The sequence below is a fragment of the Catenibacterium sp. CAG:290 genome (genome assembly GCF_000437715.1).
GTDB classification, from domain to species: Bacteria; Bacillota_I; Bacilli_A; order Erysipelotrichales; family Coprobacillaceae; genus Catenibacterium; species Catenibacterium mitsuoka_A.
This window is the reverse complement of record NZ_FR898821.1, coordinates 1-17121: the sequence shown is the minus strand read 5'-3', so window position 1 is coordinate 17121 and position 17121 is coordinate 1. Positions and strand designations below refer to the sequence as shown.

Sequence of the window (17121 nt, the reverse complement as noted above, 5' to 3'; positions counted from 1 at the left end):
AGTGGATCCTTGATGTTTTCAAAGAATTCTACAAAACCATCTTTTAAAGTATTTACGAATTCAGGAGTTAATCCCCAGAAATTCATAGATACATTTACGTTAGGATCAATTTCTTTATCTCCTACACGTGCACCAGTAGAAGTTTTTTCAATATTCTTAGTTTCTTCTACATCAGTTAAGTATCCTTCTTCATTCACTGCACAGATACCTCTTGTTACACCACCATTATCACTTAAAGTATTCTTTAAGATAAATCCTGCCATGGCAAGATGATCTGGCTTTTCAGGTGTATAGTCTAATAAGAAATCATGAATCTGTACAAATGCTTCCTTACCATAATAGTCATCTGCATTAATAACTGCGAATGGTTCATTAATTAAACCATCACAAGCAAGTACTGCCTGTCCAGTACCCCAAGGCTTAGTACGTCCTTCAGGACATTCAATTCCTTCTGGTAATGCCTTTAAATCCTGAAATGCATAAGCAATTTCTACATCATACTTCTTAGCGACTTCTTCAATATGATTCCCTATAACTTCTCTGAAGTCTTCTTCAATATCCTTACGGATAATAAAGATAATTTTGTTGAAACCAGCGGCAATGGCATCATGGATTGAATAATCCATAATAATTTCACCATTAGGTCCAACTGGTTCTAACTGCTTGATTCCTCCACCAAAACGTGAACCAATACCAGCAGCCATAATTACTAAAGCTGTATTCATAATAATCCTCCGTCAAACATGATAACTATATTATACAACGAAAGTTATGTAATAGATATGTAATTAAAAAAACTCAGGATAATTCCTGAGTTATATTAGATAGTGAAGTCTACACAAGCTCTTACTTCAGCATTTTCCTTTGCGATTTTCGCAACAGCTAAATGTCTAGGATCATTTGCATAGCTTGATAGATCTTCCATATTATCAAATTCCATAACTAATGAAACATCATATGTTTCATTAGGGTTTTCATTTCTTCCAACATGTAAAGAACGGATACCATCAATCTGTCCTACAAGTCCCTTTAATCCTTCTACAAACTGATTCTGTAGATCTTCTGTACTTTCTTTAAATTTCCATACAACAACGTGCTGAATCATTTATTAGTCCTCCTTCATTAATTCATTCACTATAGGCATAAGTTCCATCTGTGTAATTGTTTCAATAAGCCCTGCATCTACGACTTTAGTAATTGCAGGATCCATTGGTAAACGACATACAGTAGAAATATCAAACTTCTTCGCAATTTCATCTATATGACTCTCACCAAATAAATAATGTTTATTTCCACAATCAGGACAGATATAGTAACTCATATTCTCAACAAGACCTAAAATAGGAATATTCATCATTTGTGCCATATTCACTGATTTCTCTACAACCATGCTGACAAGTTCCTGTGGTGAAGACACCGTAATAATACCATCTACAGGAAGAGATTGGAAGACTGTAAGAGGAACATCTCCAGTTCCTGGAGGCATATCGACAAATAAATAATCTAATTCACCCCAATAGACATCAGTCCAGAACTGAGTCACTGTATTAGATATTAAGCTTCCTCTCCATACAACAGGATCAGTAGGATTATCCAACATTAAGTTTAAAGAAACAATCTTAATACCTGTACGTGTTTCAGCAGGAATAATACCCTTATCATTTCCATAAAGTTTCTCAGTTAGACCAAAAGCCTGCGGAATAGAAGGTCCTGTAATATCCGCATCTAGAATACCTACATTATACCCAATACGGTTCATCATGACTGCAAGTAGTGATGTCATTAAACTCTTACCTACACCACCCTTACCACTTGTAACTGCAATAACATGTTTAATATGGGAATTCTTATTTAAATCTTTATGAAGATCTTTATTAAAATACTTATCATATTCACCCATTTTATTCACCTCATGTCTTATTATACATGAAATAAAACAAAAACGCTGATTAACGAATTGAATAACCAGCATACATGGTGATGGCAAATAAGATTAACACACAAATAATCTTAGATACTGCCCAAGCAATTTCGTATCTCATTGTTCCGTCTCCTTTTATATACTTAGTTTAGAATAATAAGAGATATACAAATATCATCACAAGGAGAAGAATATATGAATATTAAGTAAAAAAAACTAGAGAAATGAATCTCTAGCTTACAATCAATGAGTGGCAGATAGAAGTATAGTTCCTATAATCATAACAGCAACTAATTTTGAACCTAACCAATACAAATTGTACTTCATGTCCATCACCCTTTCTTTTTCTATACTCAGTATAGTAAAGAAAGGGTTAAGAAGAAATCACACTCACATTAAGTGTTCGTAAGTATTACTTTAAGAAACGTTTGATCCACTTCATTTTATCATCAGTGAGTGGATAATATCTAAATGGTAAATCAATACGTGTACTCTTATGTAATACAGAACGACGATGAGAGAATGTCTCAAAAGTAAACTTACCATGATAATAACCAATACCACTTGCACCTACACCACCAAATGGGAGTGTATTAGTCGCAAAATGACTCACTGTATCATTAATACATGCATCACCAAAGCTACATAAATCTAAAATCTTATTGGCATGATATGAGTCATTAGAGAATAAATAGAGGGCAAGAGGCTTATCATGACTATTGATATATTGAATCGCTTCTTCAATTCTATTGTATTCTACGAGTGGAAGAATAGGTCCGAAGATTTCTTCTTCCATTAAAGGATTATCAAAATCTACATCATTCACAATAGTAGGTGCAATCTTTAAATGTTCTTCATCCACTTCTCCACCAATAAGAATATCCTGATTCTCTAAGAGCTTCTTTAAACGATCAAATTGATCTTTATTGATAATCTTACATAAGTTTTCACTTTCTAATGGATGTTCACCAAAGAATTTCTTAATATATTCAGAAGCATAATCAATAAAGGCTGCTTTCATACTATCCTTAATTAATATATAATCAGGCGCAATACAAGTCTGACCAGCATTCAAGAACTTACCAAATATAATACGTTTTGCTGCAATCTCCATAGGAATCATATCAGTTAAAATAGCAGGAGACTTACCACCTAATTCTAATGTGACAGGTGTTAATGTTTCTGCCGCCTTCATATAGATTTCTTTTCCTGCTTTCTTACCACCAGTAAAGAAAATATAATCAAAAGGTAAATCAACAAGTTCCTTAGAAACCTCTAAGCCACCCTCAGCACAATAGGCATGTCCTTTATCAAAACATGTATCAATGAGCTGCGCTACAATAGCGGAAGTATGTGGTGTCTGTTCACTTGGTTTCACTATTGCACAGTTACCTGCTGCAATAGTACCAATAAGTGGTTCTATCGCAAGTAGGAATGGATAGTTCCAAGGAGAAATAATGAGTGTTACACCATAAGGTTCATAAATCGTATAAGAACGAGAAAAGAACTGATGAAGAGGTGTCTTTACCTTTTCCTTCTTTACCCATTTCTTAATATTCTTTAATGTATATGTACAGGCTTCAAGAGTGAGTCCTATTTCTGTCATATAGGATTCTCCTCTAGATTTACCTAAATCTTTCTCTAAAGCATCTTCTATTAAGTCCATATGGTCTTTAATCCATAGCTTAACACGTTTTATTGCATCTATTCTTAAACTTACATCTCTAGTCATTAATGTGTCATAATACGTTTTTTGGTCATTAAAAATCTTTTCTAAATCCATATCTATCACTTCCTTCTTTAGTATTCTAGTACCTTTCACATTTTAATACAACAGACGAATATAATTCACATAATTCAAAAAACATACTAGATATAATACGTGAATTTAATGTGAATAAGATAAGAAATTTATGTGTTTATTTTGGGATTGTAATGGCACTCAAGATAGTTTTTATTATGTAGATTTATAGAATTCCCCGGTGTGTCAACTAGAATACAAAATCACTTAAAACGTGCACTTTGTTCTTACGGTTTCAAAACTTTAAAAATATTCAACTTTTGAAAGTGAACATCTTAATGTGAGGACTTTCAACCCTATCATTGACAAGGTTGTAGAAATTTGTTAAAGTTTTAAAGTAAAAGCAATGAACAGAAGAGACTAAAGTGAAATGCATAGAGAACTTATGGCTGGTGTAAATAAGTGTGAAGCTTTAGAAAGATGGTCTGGGAGCTGTTATCTCTAATAGGGATAACCGTAACTCGCGTTAAGAGATTGAGTGACACGTAAGTGTAAAAAAGGTGGTACCGCGATAATTTCGTCCTTTATTAAGGACGTTTTTTTATTTTCAGGAGGGAAAATATGAAAGATCCAAAAGATTTCTATTTAACAACCGCAATTACTTATACTTCAGGTAAACCTCATATCGGTAATACTTATGAAATTGTATTAAGTGATGCAATCTGCCGTGCTAAGAGACAGCAGGGCTATAATGTACGTTTTCAGACAGGTACAGATGAACACGGACAGAAAATTGAATTAAAGGCTAAAGAAGCTGGAATTGAACCAAAGGAATATGTAGATAAAGTTGCTGGAGAAGTAAAACGTATCTGGGATATGATGGATGTCACTTATGATAAGTTCATCCGTACTACAGATGAATATCATGAAAAACAGGTACAGAAGATCTTCAAGAAGTTACATGACAAAGGTGATATTTATTTAGGTCATTATGAAGGTAAATACTGTACTGCATGTGAATCATTCTTTACAGAATCTCAGTTAGTAGATGGTAAATGTCCTGACTGTGGTGGAGAAGTGCATGATGCTAAAGAAGAAGCATACTTCTTTAAATTATCTAAATATCAGGATCGTTTAATGCAGTATTATAATGATCATCCAGAATTTATTCAGCCAGAATCAAGAAAGAATGAAATGGTCAATAACTTCTTAAAACCAGGTTTACAGGATTTATGTGTATCAAGAACATCATTTACTTGGTCAATCCCTGTAGACTTCGATCCAAAGCATGTTGTATATGTATGGATTGATGCATTAGTTAACTATATTACTGGTTTAGGTTATGATTTAGATGGTCATAGTGATCCATTATTTGATAGATATTGGCCTGCAGATGTACATGTTATTGGTAAGGATATCGTTAGATTCCATACTATTTATTGGCCAATCATCTTAATGGCATTAGATTTACCTTTACCAAAACAGGTATTTGGTCATCCTTGGTTATTAATGGGTGATTCTAAGATGTCTAAACATTTAGGTAATGTTATTTATGCGGATGACTTAGTAGACCTATTTGGTGTAGATGCTGTAAGATACTACTTATTACATGAAATTCCATATGATAACGATGGTTCAATTACTTGGGATTTATTAGTAGAACGTATTAATAGTGATCTTGCTAATATCTTAGGTAACTTAGTAAACAGAACAATCGCTATGTGTAATAAATACTTTGATGGTGTTGTCACTAATACAAATGTATGTGGACCAGTAGATGATGAATTAAAATCAATCGCACTCGCAATGCCAGGAAAGACTATTAAGTTAGAAAATGAATTCAAGCTTGCTAAGGCGTTGGATGAAATCTATGTATTATTAAGACGTACTAATAAGTATATTGATGATACTATGCCTTGGGCTCTTGCTAAGGATGAAACTAAGAAAGATCGTCTTGCGACAGTACTTTATAACTTAGTAGAAGCTATCAGATTCTCAGCTATCGCATTAGAACCATTCATTCCTGGTACATCTAAGAAAATCTTAGATATGATCAACACAGATGAAAGAGATATGATGAAGTTAGATACTTTTGGTTCATATAAATCAGGTACTAAAGTGACTGATCACCCAGAAGTATTATTCGCAAGATTAGATCCTAAAGAAGTAGCTAAACAGGTAGAAAAGTTAACTCCTGCTAAGCCAGTTGTTCCAGAAAAGAAGGATGAAACACCTGAAATCACTATTGATGATTTCGCTAAGGTAGAATTAGTTGTTGGTGAAGTAAAGAAATGTGAAAAGCATCCTAAAGCAGATCGTCTTCTTGTATCACAGATTGATATTGGTGGAGAAGTAAGACAGATTGTTTCAGGTATCGCAGATAGCTATTCACCAGAAGATATGCCTGGTAAGAAGGTAATTGTTGTAAAGAACTTAAAATCAGCTAAATTAAGAGGTGTAGAATCTCAGGGTATGATCCTTGCAGGTGGCACTAAGAAATCTATTAAAGTATTAGAAACAGATTTACCAGCAGGTACAAAAATCAGCTAACATGAAAAGAGTGAACTTTTTGGTTCACTCTTTTAACATGTCTAATTGTGAAATATAGCTATCAATGATTTTAAATGCGTCTTCTTTACTTAACGATCTTTCTTCTAGTATATATTGATAATAGTCATTAAAGGCCATTACAAGACTTGCTTCATGAAGCTGTATTGTTTTGATAGTGCCACTGGCTGATACAATTTGGAAATAGAGTGTGTTCATGTTCATGACTATAACTGAGAAAGACATATTATCATATTCAGGTACATCTACAAGGTTTATAGAGTAGGTATTTATAAAGTTCTTTAGTCTGCGTAATATCTTGGTTCTATCATTGATTGTTAGTGGTTGATAGAATGGCTGTGGGAAATCAATTGTATAACCAGTATCCACAAAATGTCTTAATCCCTGCAAGGTATAGAGTCCTGATAGATGATCTTTATTATGCTTCACAAACTGTTTTAAATACATTGAATGTTTCTTGAACGATTCCACAAAATCATTATCTTCTAAAAAAACTGGAAATGGATCGTCCTCTTGATAGACTGCACCAATAGGAGGTGCATAGAGAATACAATTGAAATCTTCTATCACATCATTTTTATCATCTTTATTAGTGATTAAACACTTTGTTTCCTTTAAATATTGATTAAATAGTATTTCATACGCATCATATGTTTCTCCTTTTTCATAAAGAATACCACTTGAATGATCTGCTGTATAAATAAGAAGATATTTAGTAGTAAGAATCATATTAGGAAAGAAACAAAGATGGTTATTAATCGCATTAATCTCATTATAGTAATAATATGGACTGTAGTGATCATTATTAAAAATTAAAGGCATGATGTTTGTAAGAACACTTAAGTTATAGAACTGGTTATCTTTCGTTAGTTCATTTGTATTATTTAAGCAGAATAAATGAGTAATAGGTATATGAGAAGAGACTATTCTTAATAGATAGAGTGCATGAGTAGGCTGACCAAAGATCCTTATATGAGGGTCTTTTTCTTTGCTTTCTAAGAGAGATAGTTCATATAAGAGGTGTTCTACATCATATTTATTAGTGTAGTGTCCTGTTTTTAAAATAGGGTCTAAAGTATCAGATATTATAAAAGAACGGTTATCAAGTAATGTGGCTTCTTTTAAAAATGAACTTACATGCTGACGACAATAATAACGGAACTCTCCTATTCTATCTATTTCATAGGCATTTAGTAATTCTTTCTTTTCATCATTAGTAAGATAGAGATACTGACTGATCTGCTGGATAAAATCACGATTTGGTATTTTACGTTCTCCTCTAATAATCTTATAAAGAGTAGAACGGTCTATCTGGAAGTATTCTGCACACTTCTTGATATTGATTTTCTTAGTCTTGATATATTCAGATAATAATTGAGAAACATACATAGTACTACATCTCCATTTCAATCATTTTTATACATTCATCAATCAGTTTGATTTCATCTTCTTTACTATAAGCATTCTTCTTCACTACATTTTCAACAAAATCATTAAATGCTTCTACAAGTGTGACTTCTTTAATAGAGATATTTGCGAGGGTGCCAGTTGAATCGGATGCAATTATATGGAATGATTGATTAGTTAACTGGAAGTATGTTGTAGATGTTTCAGAAAGATAAGGCATATCTGCCATCATGACATAAGGATGCTTTATACAGAATTCTCTCCACTTTCTAAGTAATGTGAGTCTATCTTCTAAAGAAAGAGGGTTAAAGAGTTCTGGTGGTATATCATGGAGATACCCTGTTTTAGCTGTATAGTATAAACCTTGTACTGTATAGATAATATGGAATATATCAGAATGTTGAGGATAGAATACCTCATTCCAATAATATCCAAATTTTTGGAAGTCTTTAATAAACTCCTCTTTATTAGGAAAGAAGTCTTTTAATGCCTTACGCATAATGGATAAATCGTTCTCTTCAAACACATAAGTAGGACATGGTGTTGTCATGATCTCCTGTGTAATAACATGAGTATTAAAGAATGTCTGCGTGTCTGCAAGATAGTTTGTCCATGAATCACGTGTCATAAAACACTCTGCTTCTTTTAAATAAGCATCAAATTTTTCTTTATAGGCATTCACAATCTGTGGAAGTTTATAAAGTATTCCCTGACTATGATCATTTGTATAGGTAAACACATAATGTGTTGTAATCATTACATTAGGGTAGAATACATTATGTTCATTCATGATAGAAACATTACTGTAGTAGTAATAAGGTGTATAGTTCTTATTACGTAAAATAACAGGTAATAGATTATTTAAACACTTTAAGTTATAGAATTCATTATTCTTTGTCTGTTTCTGAGAGTTATCTAGATAGAATAAATGAGTCATAGGCATTTCTGCTGAAATATGATTAAAAGAATCAAATATAATAGACATCTCATAAGGCTGTTCCATAATTCTTACATGAGGTTCTTCTTCTTCTTTTAATTCATAAGAATATAAAGTATAGAGTATATGTTCTACATTAATTCTTCCTGTATAGACATCATCTACAAGAGTCTGATCATCTTGTACCTGTTCTGTTATGTGATAATGATGATCTAATACATGATCTGCTTCCTTAAAGAAATCCTGGATATGTTTACGACGATAGAATATAAAAGCACCTATCGTATCAATTTCATAAGCTTCTAATATCTGTTTTGTTTCTTCCTGACTTAAACATAGATATTGTGCCATTTTATTGACTAATGCTTCACTTGTTGCAGGTCTTTGACCTTTAATAATCTTGTGTAAGGTAGAACGATCTATTCCTAAGTATTGTGCAAAGTGTGTCATATTCGTTTTCTTCTTATTAATATAAAACGATAATAGTTCTGATAGAGACATAGTTATATCCTCCCTTACTCATAATTATATCACGGAACTATTTAGCTAAGATATAATCAAATATTTTTTATTAACTCCTTGATATAGGCTTTATCACATATAACTTTAATACATTATTTATTTGACTAGTATATACTATGTATAGGAGATGATAATGTGCAAACATTTTCACAACAATTGCATACGCTCTCTTTTGGTGCTAGACTTAATATGGTTAGATAGTCAACTAAAGAGGTGAGAGAGATGGATAAGAAAGAGAACTTCATGAGTGATAATGCATTACTATATCGTGCAGCTATTAAATATTATGATAATAGATTAAAGAAATATGATATAGGTTATGGACAGGTTGTGAATCTAATGATGATTCATGAACATCCTGGTATTACTATGAAGGAATTGTCTTCTAGTGGTTCTGTAGATAAAGGTACAATCACAAAGAGTGTATCTAAATTACATGATGCGGGTTATATTCGTATAGAAGAGAATAATCTAGATAAACGTTCTAAGATACTTAAAACAACACCTAAAGCGAAAGATGTGATTACAGAAATGTATCTTGCGAGAAAAGACTGGTGGTCTCATTTAACATCTGATTTGACTTTAGAAGAAGTAGATCAATTAGAAAAGACAATGCATCTTTTAGTTAAGAAAGCAATAGAAGAACCAACATACCAAAACCATTTCCGTATTTTTGGTTTTCAAAAGCTCACTCTTCTAGATTATCCAGGAAAAATGGCATGTACTCTATTTACTGGAGGATGTAACTTTAAATGTCCTTTCTGTCATAATTCTGATTTAGTCTTCTTACCAGAAAATATGGTAGAGATTGAACAGGAAGATGTTCTTGAATTCTTAGAAAAGAGAAAGAACATATTAGAGGGTGTATGTATTACAGGTGGAGAACCTTTATTACAGGCTGGTATTGTGGATTTCTTAAGAGTGATCAAGGATATGGGATACTCTATTAAATTAGATACAAATGGATCTTTTCCTAATAAGTTAAAAGAATTAGTAGAAGAAGGCCTTGTTGACTATGTAGCAGTAGATATCAAGAATGCGCCTAAGAAATACAATAAGACAATTGGTTTAGAAGGTTATCGTCTTGATTCTATTAAGACAACAGTCCAATATTTATTAGAAAATCATGTGGATTATGAATTCAGAACGACAATTATTAAAGAATTTCATACAGAAAATGATATGAGACTAATTGGAGAATGGATCAAAGGTGCTAAGCGTTATTATCTTCAAAACTTTGAAGATAATGAGAATGTGATTCAAGAAGGTTTACATGCATGCTCATTAGAAACACTTCAGAGTTATAAAAAGATTTTAGAAGAATATGTTGATGAATGTGAAATCAGAGGGATAGAAGAAAGGATATGATAATATGTACCAGGTCATTAAAAGAGATGGTAAGATTACAGAATTTGATTTAAAGAAGATAACCCGTGCGATTGAAAAAGCATTTATTTCATTAAAGAAAGAATATCATCCAAGTGTGATTGATATGCTTGCATTAAAGGTTACAAGTGATTTTGAAAAGAAGATCAAGGATCATAAGATTGCAGTAGAAGATATCCAGGATAGTGTAGAGGATATCTTATCACAGGCAGGTTATAGTGATGTGGCGAAGTCTTATATTCTTTATCGTAAACAGAGAGAGAAAGTAAGAAATATGAAGTCTACGATTCTTGATTATAAGGATTTAGTGAATAGTTATGTGAATGCGACTGACTGGAGAGTAAAAGAGAATTCTACTGTCACTTATTCTGTTGGTGGGTTGATTCTAAGTAACAGTGGTGCAATTACTGCAAATTATTGGTTATCTGAAATATATGATCAGGAGATTGCAGATGCACATAGAGATGGTGATTTCCATATTCATGATTTAAGTATGTTGACAGGTTATTGTGCAGGATGGTCTTTAAAACAATTGATTCAGGAAGGTTTAGGAGGCATTCCAGGTAAGATTACATCTAAGCCAGCTAAACATCTTGCGTCATTATGTAACCAGATGGTGAACTTCTTAGGTATTATGCAGAATGAATGGGCAGGTGCTCAGGCTTTCTCTTCTTTTGATACTTACTTAGCACCATTTGTAAAGGTAGATAATCTTCCTTATGATCAAGTTAAGAAATGCATTGAATCATTTATTTATGGTGTCAATACACCTTCACGCTGGGGAACACAGGCTCCTTTCTCTAATATTACTTTAGACTGGACAGTACCAAATGATTTAGCTGAATTGAATGCGATAGTTGGTGGAAAAGAAATGGACTTCCGTTATAAGGATTGTCAGAAAGAAATGGACATGATCAATAAAGCCTTTATTGAAGTCATGATTGAAGGTGATGCGAATGGTCGTGGATTCCAGTACCCTATTCCTACTTACTCTATCACAAAGGATTTTGATTGGTCTGAAACAGAAAATAATAAACTATTATTTGAAATGACTGCAAAGTTTGGTACACCCTATTTCTCTAACTATATTAATTCAGATATGGAACCAAGTGATGTCAGATCAATGTGTTGTCGATTAAGACTTGACTTAAGAGAATTAAGAAGAAAGAGTGGAGGATTCTTTGGTTCAGGTGAATCAACAGGATCAGTCGGTGTCGTTACTATTAACCTTCCACGTATTGCTTATTTATCTCATAATGAGCATGAGTTCTATGAAAGATTAGATCACTTAATGGATCTGGCAGCAAGATCATTAAAGGTAAAAAGAGATGTTATTAGTAAGTTATTAGAAGAAGGTCTCTACCCTTATACAAAACGTTATTTAGGTTCATTTAAGAATCATTTCTCTACTATTGGCTTAGTAGGTATGAATGAAGCTACACTCAATGCGAACTGGCTTAAAGAAGACTTAACACATACAGATGCACAGGAATTTGCGAAGGATGTATTAAACCATATGCGTGAAAGATTAGTGATCTATCAGGAAGAATATGGTGACTTATATAACCTAGAAGCAACACCTGCAGAATCTACATCTTATCGTCTTGCAAAACATGATAAGAAAAAATATCCAGATATCATTACTGCCACTAAAGAGGGTAATACACCTTACTATACAAACTCATCTCATTTACCAGTAGGTTATACAGATGATTTATTTACTGCCTTAGATATTCAGGATGAATTACAGACTCTTTATACATCAGGTACTGTATTCCATGCCTTCTTAGGTGAAAAGTTACCAGACTGGAAAGGTGCTGCAACACTCGTAAGAAAGATTGCAGAAAATTATAAACTTCCTTATTATACAATTTCACCTACTTACTCTATTTGTGAAGATCATGGTTATCTTGTAGGTGAACAGCCTATATGTCCTGTATGTGGTAAACCAACAGAAGTATGGAGCCGTATTACAGGTTACTATCGACCAGTTAAGAACTGGAATGAAGGTAAAGCACAGGAATTCAAGGAACGTAAAACATATGATATGGGTCACTCAGTACTAAGTGGCAGACATATGAAGAAAATCAAAGAAGAACAGGTAAAACCTGTTATACAGAATGAAAAGCTTTATTTATTCACAACAAAAACATGTCCTAACTGTCGTATTATTAAGAAGATATTAGAAGATGAACATGTAGACTATGAATTAATAGATGCAGAAGAACAAGTAGATCTCACAAAGAGATTCTCTGTTATGCAGGCGCCTACTCTTGTCGTTGCGAATGATAAGAGTTACGCGAAATATGTGAACGTGTCTAATATTAGAAAATATATAGAAGAAAGATCATAACCAAAGTGGGCATCACTAAAAGTGATGCCCATTTCTTTCAAAGTAAAAAGAAGACTGTGAGATCATTCGATTTCAGAGTCTTCTTTGACTTCTATTGTTTCTTCAAAATACCCATCTTTTGAATCTCTTACCTCTTCAAAAGTCTTTTGGTAGATATATGCTTTATAGCATAAGAATACTAATAGTACAACAAGCGCAACTGATAAGAAATTCTTTAATAATCTTCTTACCTTTGCTTTTTCAATCAGTTTGTCCATACCTTCCTGCTCATAGTAACTAATAATCACTTCCTTGGGTGTACCAAGTCTTTCTACGACCTCATCATATGTCATATCATGAGAACCATCATCAATATCATCAATATTATCTATGAGTTTTCTTATATATTCTTTTTCAGATTTACCATAAGAAGCAAATAGATACTTACATTGTTTAATATACTTTTTAACGTTTTTATTGTAAGTCATTCTCTTCCTCCATAGAAATAGTATCATGAATATATATTTTTATACAATATATAGGAAAACTACATTTGTTGACAAAGATACAGTTGCTATGATAGCATTTAATTGTAGTAAGCGTTTACATTTGTGTTAAAAATGGAGTGTTAATATATGAAAAAATTAATTGTGCTTTCTTTTTTAGTTATGGCTTGTGCAGTATCGTTAGCTAATACGGAAGTGTCTGCTTCAGATGATACAGTTATTAATCAATATCTTCTTTTAAAAAATGAATATAATATAACTAAATCCAGATACATGCTGTCTGAAACTCATAGTAATGCAATGAAGTCAAATAAAGCAGGAAAGGATATTGATTGTTTAAAAAATCATATTTATGAATTAAAAGGTAAATCAAGAGAGGAATTGAAAAGATATAAGTATACAAATTCTCAAATTGATGCGATAAAGAATTATGATGGAACACAAGAAATGACTGTAAAAGCCTCTTCAAAAATCAAGTTTAGCGTTAAGAAGAATATATTAAGTTATGATGCGAAAACAGGATTGTCTACTGTAAAAGCAACAGTAAGCTTTAGCTGGAATGGAACACCTGAAGATTATGGAAATGATGCTTTTGCGATGGCATATGAAGCAGATAATAATCATATTTTTAAGGAAGTTTCATCCGTTACTTCTTCATTAAAATACAAGGAATTCAAATCCTCTAAGAGTGTAAAAACATGGACGAAGTCAGCGGTTAAGAAAGGTAATCAAGATGTTATTGGATCATACGGATGGTCATTTCCATTGAAAATAAAAGGTGATCAATACTATGCGTATTTGTATAAGGGATCTTTTTCTATGACAGGAGTAGTAAGTGGAAAACTAAAATATTTTAATGTGCGTTACCTATATAGTCATAAATCATCTATAGTACCAACAGGATTTGGAATTAGTATATCTAGAGGTATGTCTTCTGCAGGAATAGTACTCACAAAGAGATCTCGCCATACAGGGTATCCTGAAAAAAGTGGTGGCGTTGTGACTTGTTCATAATCTTAATGAATTATAAGGAGAAAATAGAATGAATACATTTAAAAAATTATTGATGATAATATTTTTATTCTTTTTAGTAACCTATGGATGTCATATACTAACTCTAATTAATTTAGAGATATTCATGTATGTATTTAATGCATGGCAGGATTTTGAATTTTATAATGTGCTTTTTAGCATATACACTGCCTGTGCTATAGTTGTAATAACTATGTATCTTCTGCATAAGAAAAAGAATTAATACACGGGGAAATACCAATCACGATTACTTCTATTATTGGTATACTTTATTTGCAATATGAGGCTGTTGAATTCAACAGTCTTTTTATTTTACAAAAACACTTGATTATATAGTTAGCATATGCTAACCTATAGATAGTTAGTAAGAACTAACTAGGAGGTCAACAATGAAAGTAGTCTATGCATCAAGAACTGGAAATGTAGAAGTATTAATTGGAAAACTAGGTATTACAGACGCATTACATATTGAAGATGGTACAGAAAAAGTCTCTGAAGATTATATCTTATTTACTTATACAGATGGCTTTGGAGATGTTCCCTATGAAGTATCAGACTTCTTAGAAAACAATCCATCTATTAAAGGTGTTATTGCTTCTGGTGATACAGGATATGGTGAAGCATATTGTTTAGCTGGTGATAAAATCAGTGAAGACTATCATGTTCCATGTCTTTACAAAGTAGAAAATGATGGTACTGATGAAGATGTAGAAGCCATCAAAGAGTTACTTTAATATGACCTTAGGATATCATCAATTTGAACATCTTCTTCTTACGCATTGCACACCTACCTTGATCAAGCGTAAGTTAGGTAGTATGTTTCATCTTGATAATAGATATTCAGATGTTCATGAACTTGTAGAATATTATGATCAGATTCTTAACCTTCAAGGATTACGAATAAATCTCTTTTATACTCATGGTCGTTATACAGTATATGTATATCTGCCTTCCTCACTCAAATACTTAATGACTAACAAAGACATTCAATCCTTTCTGAAACAATATGATTATCCTGATCATGATATTCTATCTCATCTAGAGAAACGTCTTGAGATGAGTCAATATCCACACGAAATAGGGTTATTTTTGGGTTATCCACTTGCTGATGTATGGGGGTTTGTACATCATAAGAAGTGTCAATGTTGTGGCTATTGGAAGGTATATGAAAATAAACGTGAAAAAGAAAGTCTCTTTAAACAATTTGACTGTTGTAAAAAAGAATTCATGCTCCTTTATGAGCAGGGCTATTCTTTGTCACAAATCCTTAATCAGGCTGATAATCAGCCTTTTTCTTTTACCTTAAATGAATTATAATATTTTCGAGGTGGTTATAAATGATGAGAGTAAATGAAACAGAAACCAAAAGATTATTAGAAGCTGTTAAACCAGCGAAGCTTGTTGCAGCAACTAAATATATTGATGAAAAAGAAGTAGAAAAGCTAGAAGAATGTGGTGTTATGATCTATGGTGAAAATAAAGTACAGGACTTCTTAAAGAAGTATGAAGATTACCATGGAAAAGGTGTATGGCATTTTATTGGTACATTACAGACCAATAAAGTAAAGTATATTATTGATAAAGTGCAGATGATTCATTCTGTCGCAAACTATAGATTAATTGATGAAATAGAGAAACAGGCAGCTAAACATGATTTAGTTATGGATATCTTATTACAGGTTAATATTGCGAAAGAAGAATCTAAACATGGCTTTAATGAAGAAGAAATGAATGAAGTTATGGACTACTTAAAAGATAAACCTCATTTAAATCCTAGAGGATTAATGATGATGGCTCCTAACATTGAAGTAGAAGAAACAAGACAATACTTTAAAGCAACTAAAGATCTATTAACTAAACTACAGGAATCTTATCCTAACTATCAATTGACTGAACTATCAATGGGTATGACACATGACTTCCCTATTGCGGTTGCAGAAGGTAGTACAATGGTAAGACTCGGTCATGCATTATTTGATGAATAATTAAAAACATCCCTAGAAACTTATGTTTCTAGGGATTTGTATTTAGAATGGGAAATGTGGATTATTATATGACTCACAAGATTCCTGACACAATGAAATATGATGTACAGAGTGTAAAATGTAATAAGCGTAAAGGATTTATCAAAGATTATCATAAGTTCACAAGTGATAAAGATACAAAGATTGAGTTAATGTTGTATTTTGATGGTTCTATGAGTGGTGATGATGCAAAACAGGTACAAGATCTAATGAAGACTTTATCTGAAAAAGGGTTTAATGGAACTGTTCAATGTTGTAATGGAGAGTATTATAGTGATGTATTTAAATTAGGTTTCATTCCTGATATTAAGGATATAGAAAAGTGTGATAGTGAATAAATAGTGTAAAAATAGTGAAAAAGTTCTCTGTGCAGGTATAATTATAGAAAGAAGGAGGGCTTCTTATGATTAAGGTGACAATAACTAATGATATTTTAAATTCAATTATAGAAATAGAACTGAACAGATATAAGATATCGTTAGTAGAATTATCACAGAACGTTTTGAATAAACTTCGTAAAAATTCAAAGAAAAAAAGCTCTTATGCTTCAAACAAGATTGAAGGAAATCCTTTGTCTGAAAAACAGGCAGAAGAAGTCATTGAAAGTGATGAAAGAAAACATTATTTGAAGCCAGAACAGGAAGTAAGAAATTATTTTCTTTCATTGAATTATCTAGAAGAGAAGTTGAACAATAAAGAAAAGTTATCTAAAAAACTGTTATGAAATGACCGTTGTCAAGACATA

The 17121-nt window shown here is 32.3% G+C and carries 16 protein-coding genes and 1 other annotated feature; of the genes, 9 read left to right on the top strand and 7 right to left on the bottom strand.

Going from position 1 to position 17121, the window contains the following annotated elements; all coding sequences use genetic code 11:
• The 4 genes from QVO42_RS06415 to QVO42_RS06400 all read right to left on the bottom strand — a co-directional run.
• Nucleotides 1-725 (bottom strand): sugar phosphate nucleotidyltransferase (locus tag QVO42_RS06415; protein ID WP_288163967.1); only part of this gene is annotated, 725 nt, incomplete at its 3' end.
• A gap of 95 nt (nucleotides 726-820) precedes the next feature.
• Complete coding sequence (locus QVO42_RS06410; protein WP_022425322.1) at nucleotides 821-1105, bottom strand: Dabb family protein; 285 nt, start codon at nucleotides 1103-1105, stop codon at nucleotides 821-823.
• A gap of 3 nt (nucleotides 1106-1108) precedes the next feature.
• Nucleotides 1109-1900, bottom strand: a complete 792-nt coding sequence (locus QVO42_RS06405) for an Mrp/NBP35 family ATP-binding protein (RefSeq protein ID WP_022425321.1) — start codon at nucleotides 1898-1900, stop codon at nucleotides 1109-1111.
• Between the two features lie 433 nt (nucleotides 1901-2333).
• Nucleotides 2334-3704: an aldehyde dehydrogenase family protein gene (locus QVO42_RS06400; protein ID WP_022425319.1), complete on the bottom strand. Its 1371-nt coding sequence runs from the start codon at nucleotides 3702-3704 to the stop codon at nucleotides 2334-2336.
• Nucleotides 3705-4059: 355 nt separating this feature from the next.
• Nucleotides 4060-4250 (top strand) — a binding site (T-box leader).
• A gap of 33 nt (nucleotides 4251-4283) precedes the next feature.
• Here QVO42_RS06400 and metG point away from each other — a divergent pair.
• Nucleotides 4284-6212, top strand: coding sequence for a methionine--tRNA ligase (metG, locus tag QVO42_RS06395; protein WP_022425318.1), 1929 nt, complete (start codon nucleotides 4284-4286; stop codon nucleotides 6210-6212).
• 24 nt (nucleotides 6213-6236) lie between these two features.
• Here the strand turns inward: metG and QVO42_RS06390 are convergent, their stop codons facing one another.
• Both QVO42_RS06390 and QVO42_RS06385 read right to left on the bottom strand, forming a co-directional pair.
• Nucleotides 6237-7619 carry a hypothetical protein gene (locus QVO42_RS06390; protein ID WP_022425317.1) on the bottom strand — a complete coding sequence of 461 codons (1383 nt, stop codon included), beginning with the start codon at nucleotides 7617-7619 and terminating at the stop codon, nucleotides 6237-6239.
• 4 nt (nucleotides 7620-7623) lie between these two features.
• Entirely contained in the window at nucleotides 7624-9075 is a 1452-nt protein-coding gene (locus tag QVO42_RS06385) for a helix-turn-helix domain-containing protein (protein ID WP_022425316.1), read from the bottom strand.
• A 243-nt stretch (nucleotides 9076-9318) separates the two neighbouring features.
• Between QVO42_RS06385 and QVO42_RS06380 the strand changes: the two genes are divergently transcribed.
• Together QVO42_RS06380 and QVO42_RS06375 are read left to right on the top strand one after the other, a co-directional pair.
• Nucleotides 9319-10464, top strand: coding sequence for an anaerobic ribonucleoside-triphosphate reductase activating protein (locus QVO42_RS06380; protein WP_022425315.1), 1146 nt, complete (start codon nucleotides 9319-9321; stop codon nucleotides 10462-10464).
• Between the two features lie 4 nt (nucleotides 10465-10468).
• Nucleotides 10469-12835, top strand: a complete 2367-nt coding sequence (locus QVO42_RS06375; RefSeq protein ID WP_022425314.1) for a ribonucleoside triphosphate reductase — start codon at nucleotides 10469-10471, stop codon at nucleotides 12833-12835.
• 62 nt (nucleotides 12836-12897) lie between these two features.
• Here QVO42_RS06375 and QVO42_RS06370 read toward each other — a convergent pair whose 3' ends face one another.
• Nucleotides 12898-13302: a DUF6120 family protein gene (locus tag QVO42_RS06370; protein ID WP_022425313.1), complete on the bottom strand. Its 405-nt coding sequence runs from the start codon at nucleotides 13300-13302 to the stop codon at nucleotides 12898-12900.
• Nucleotides 13303-13449: 147 nt separating this feature from the next.
• On the opposite strand from QVO42_RS06370, the gene QVO42_RS06365 reads away from it, so the two are divergent.
• The 6 genes from QVO42_RS06365 to QVO42_RS06340 all read left to right on the top strand — a co-directional run bounded on the left by QVO42_RS06365 (nucleotide 13450) and on the right by QVO42_RS06340 (nucleotide 17100).
• Nucleotides 13450-14334, top strand: coding sequence for a hypothetical protein (locus QVO42_RS06365; RefSeq protein ID WP_022425312.1), 885 nt, complete (start codon nucleotides 13450-13452; stop codon nucleotides 14332-14334).
• Between the two features lie 407 nt (nucleotides 14335-14741).
• Entirely contained in the window at nucleotides 14742-15086 is a 345-nt protein-coding gene (nrdI, locus tag QVO42_RS06360; RefSeq protein WP_022425311.1) for a class Ib ribonucleoside-diphosphate reductase assembly flavoprotein NrdI, read from the top strand.
• A 1-nt stretch (nucleotide 15087) separates the two neighbouring features.
• Entirely contained in the window at nucleotides 15088-15669 is a 582-nt protein-coding gene (locus QVO42_RS06355) for a DUF3793 family protein (protein WP_022425310.1), read from the top strand.
• Between the two features lie 20 nt (nucleotides 15670-15689).
• The gene (locus tag QVO42_RS06350) at nucleotides 15690-16337 is read left to right on the top strand and encodes a YggS family pyridoxal phosphate-dependent enzyme (protein ID WP_006504461.1); all 648 of its coding nucleotides are present in this window, start codon (nucleotides 15690-15692) and stop codon (nucleotides 16335-16337) included.
• A 68-nt stretch (nucleotides 16338-16405) separates the two neighbouring features.
• Nucleotides 16406-16714 carry a hypothetical protein gene (locus QVO42_RS06345; protein WP_288163958.1) on the top strand — a complete coding sequence of 103 codons (309 nt, stop codon included), beginning with the start codon at nucleotides 16406-16408 and terminating at the stop codon, nucleotides 16712-16714.
• 65 nt (nucleotides 16715-16779) lie between these two features.
• A complete protein-coding gene (locus QVO42_RS06340; RefSeq protein WP_022425308.1) occupies nucleotides 16780-17100 on the top strand; it encodes a Fic family protein in 321 nt (106 codons plus the stop codon).
• Nucleotides 17101-17121: the final 21 nt, after the last annotated feature.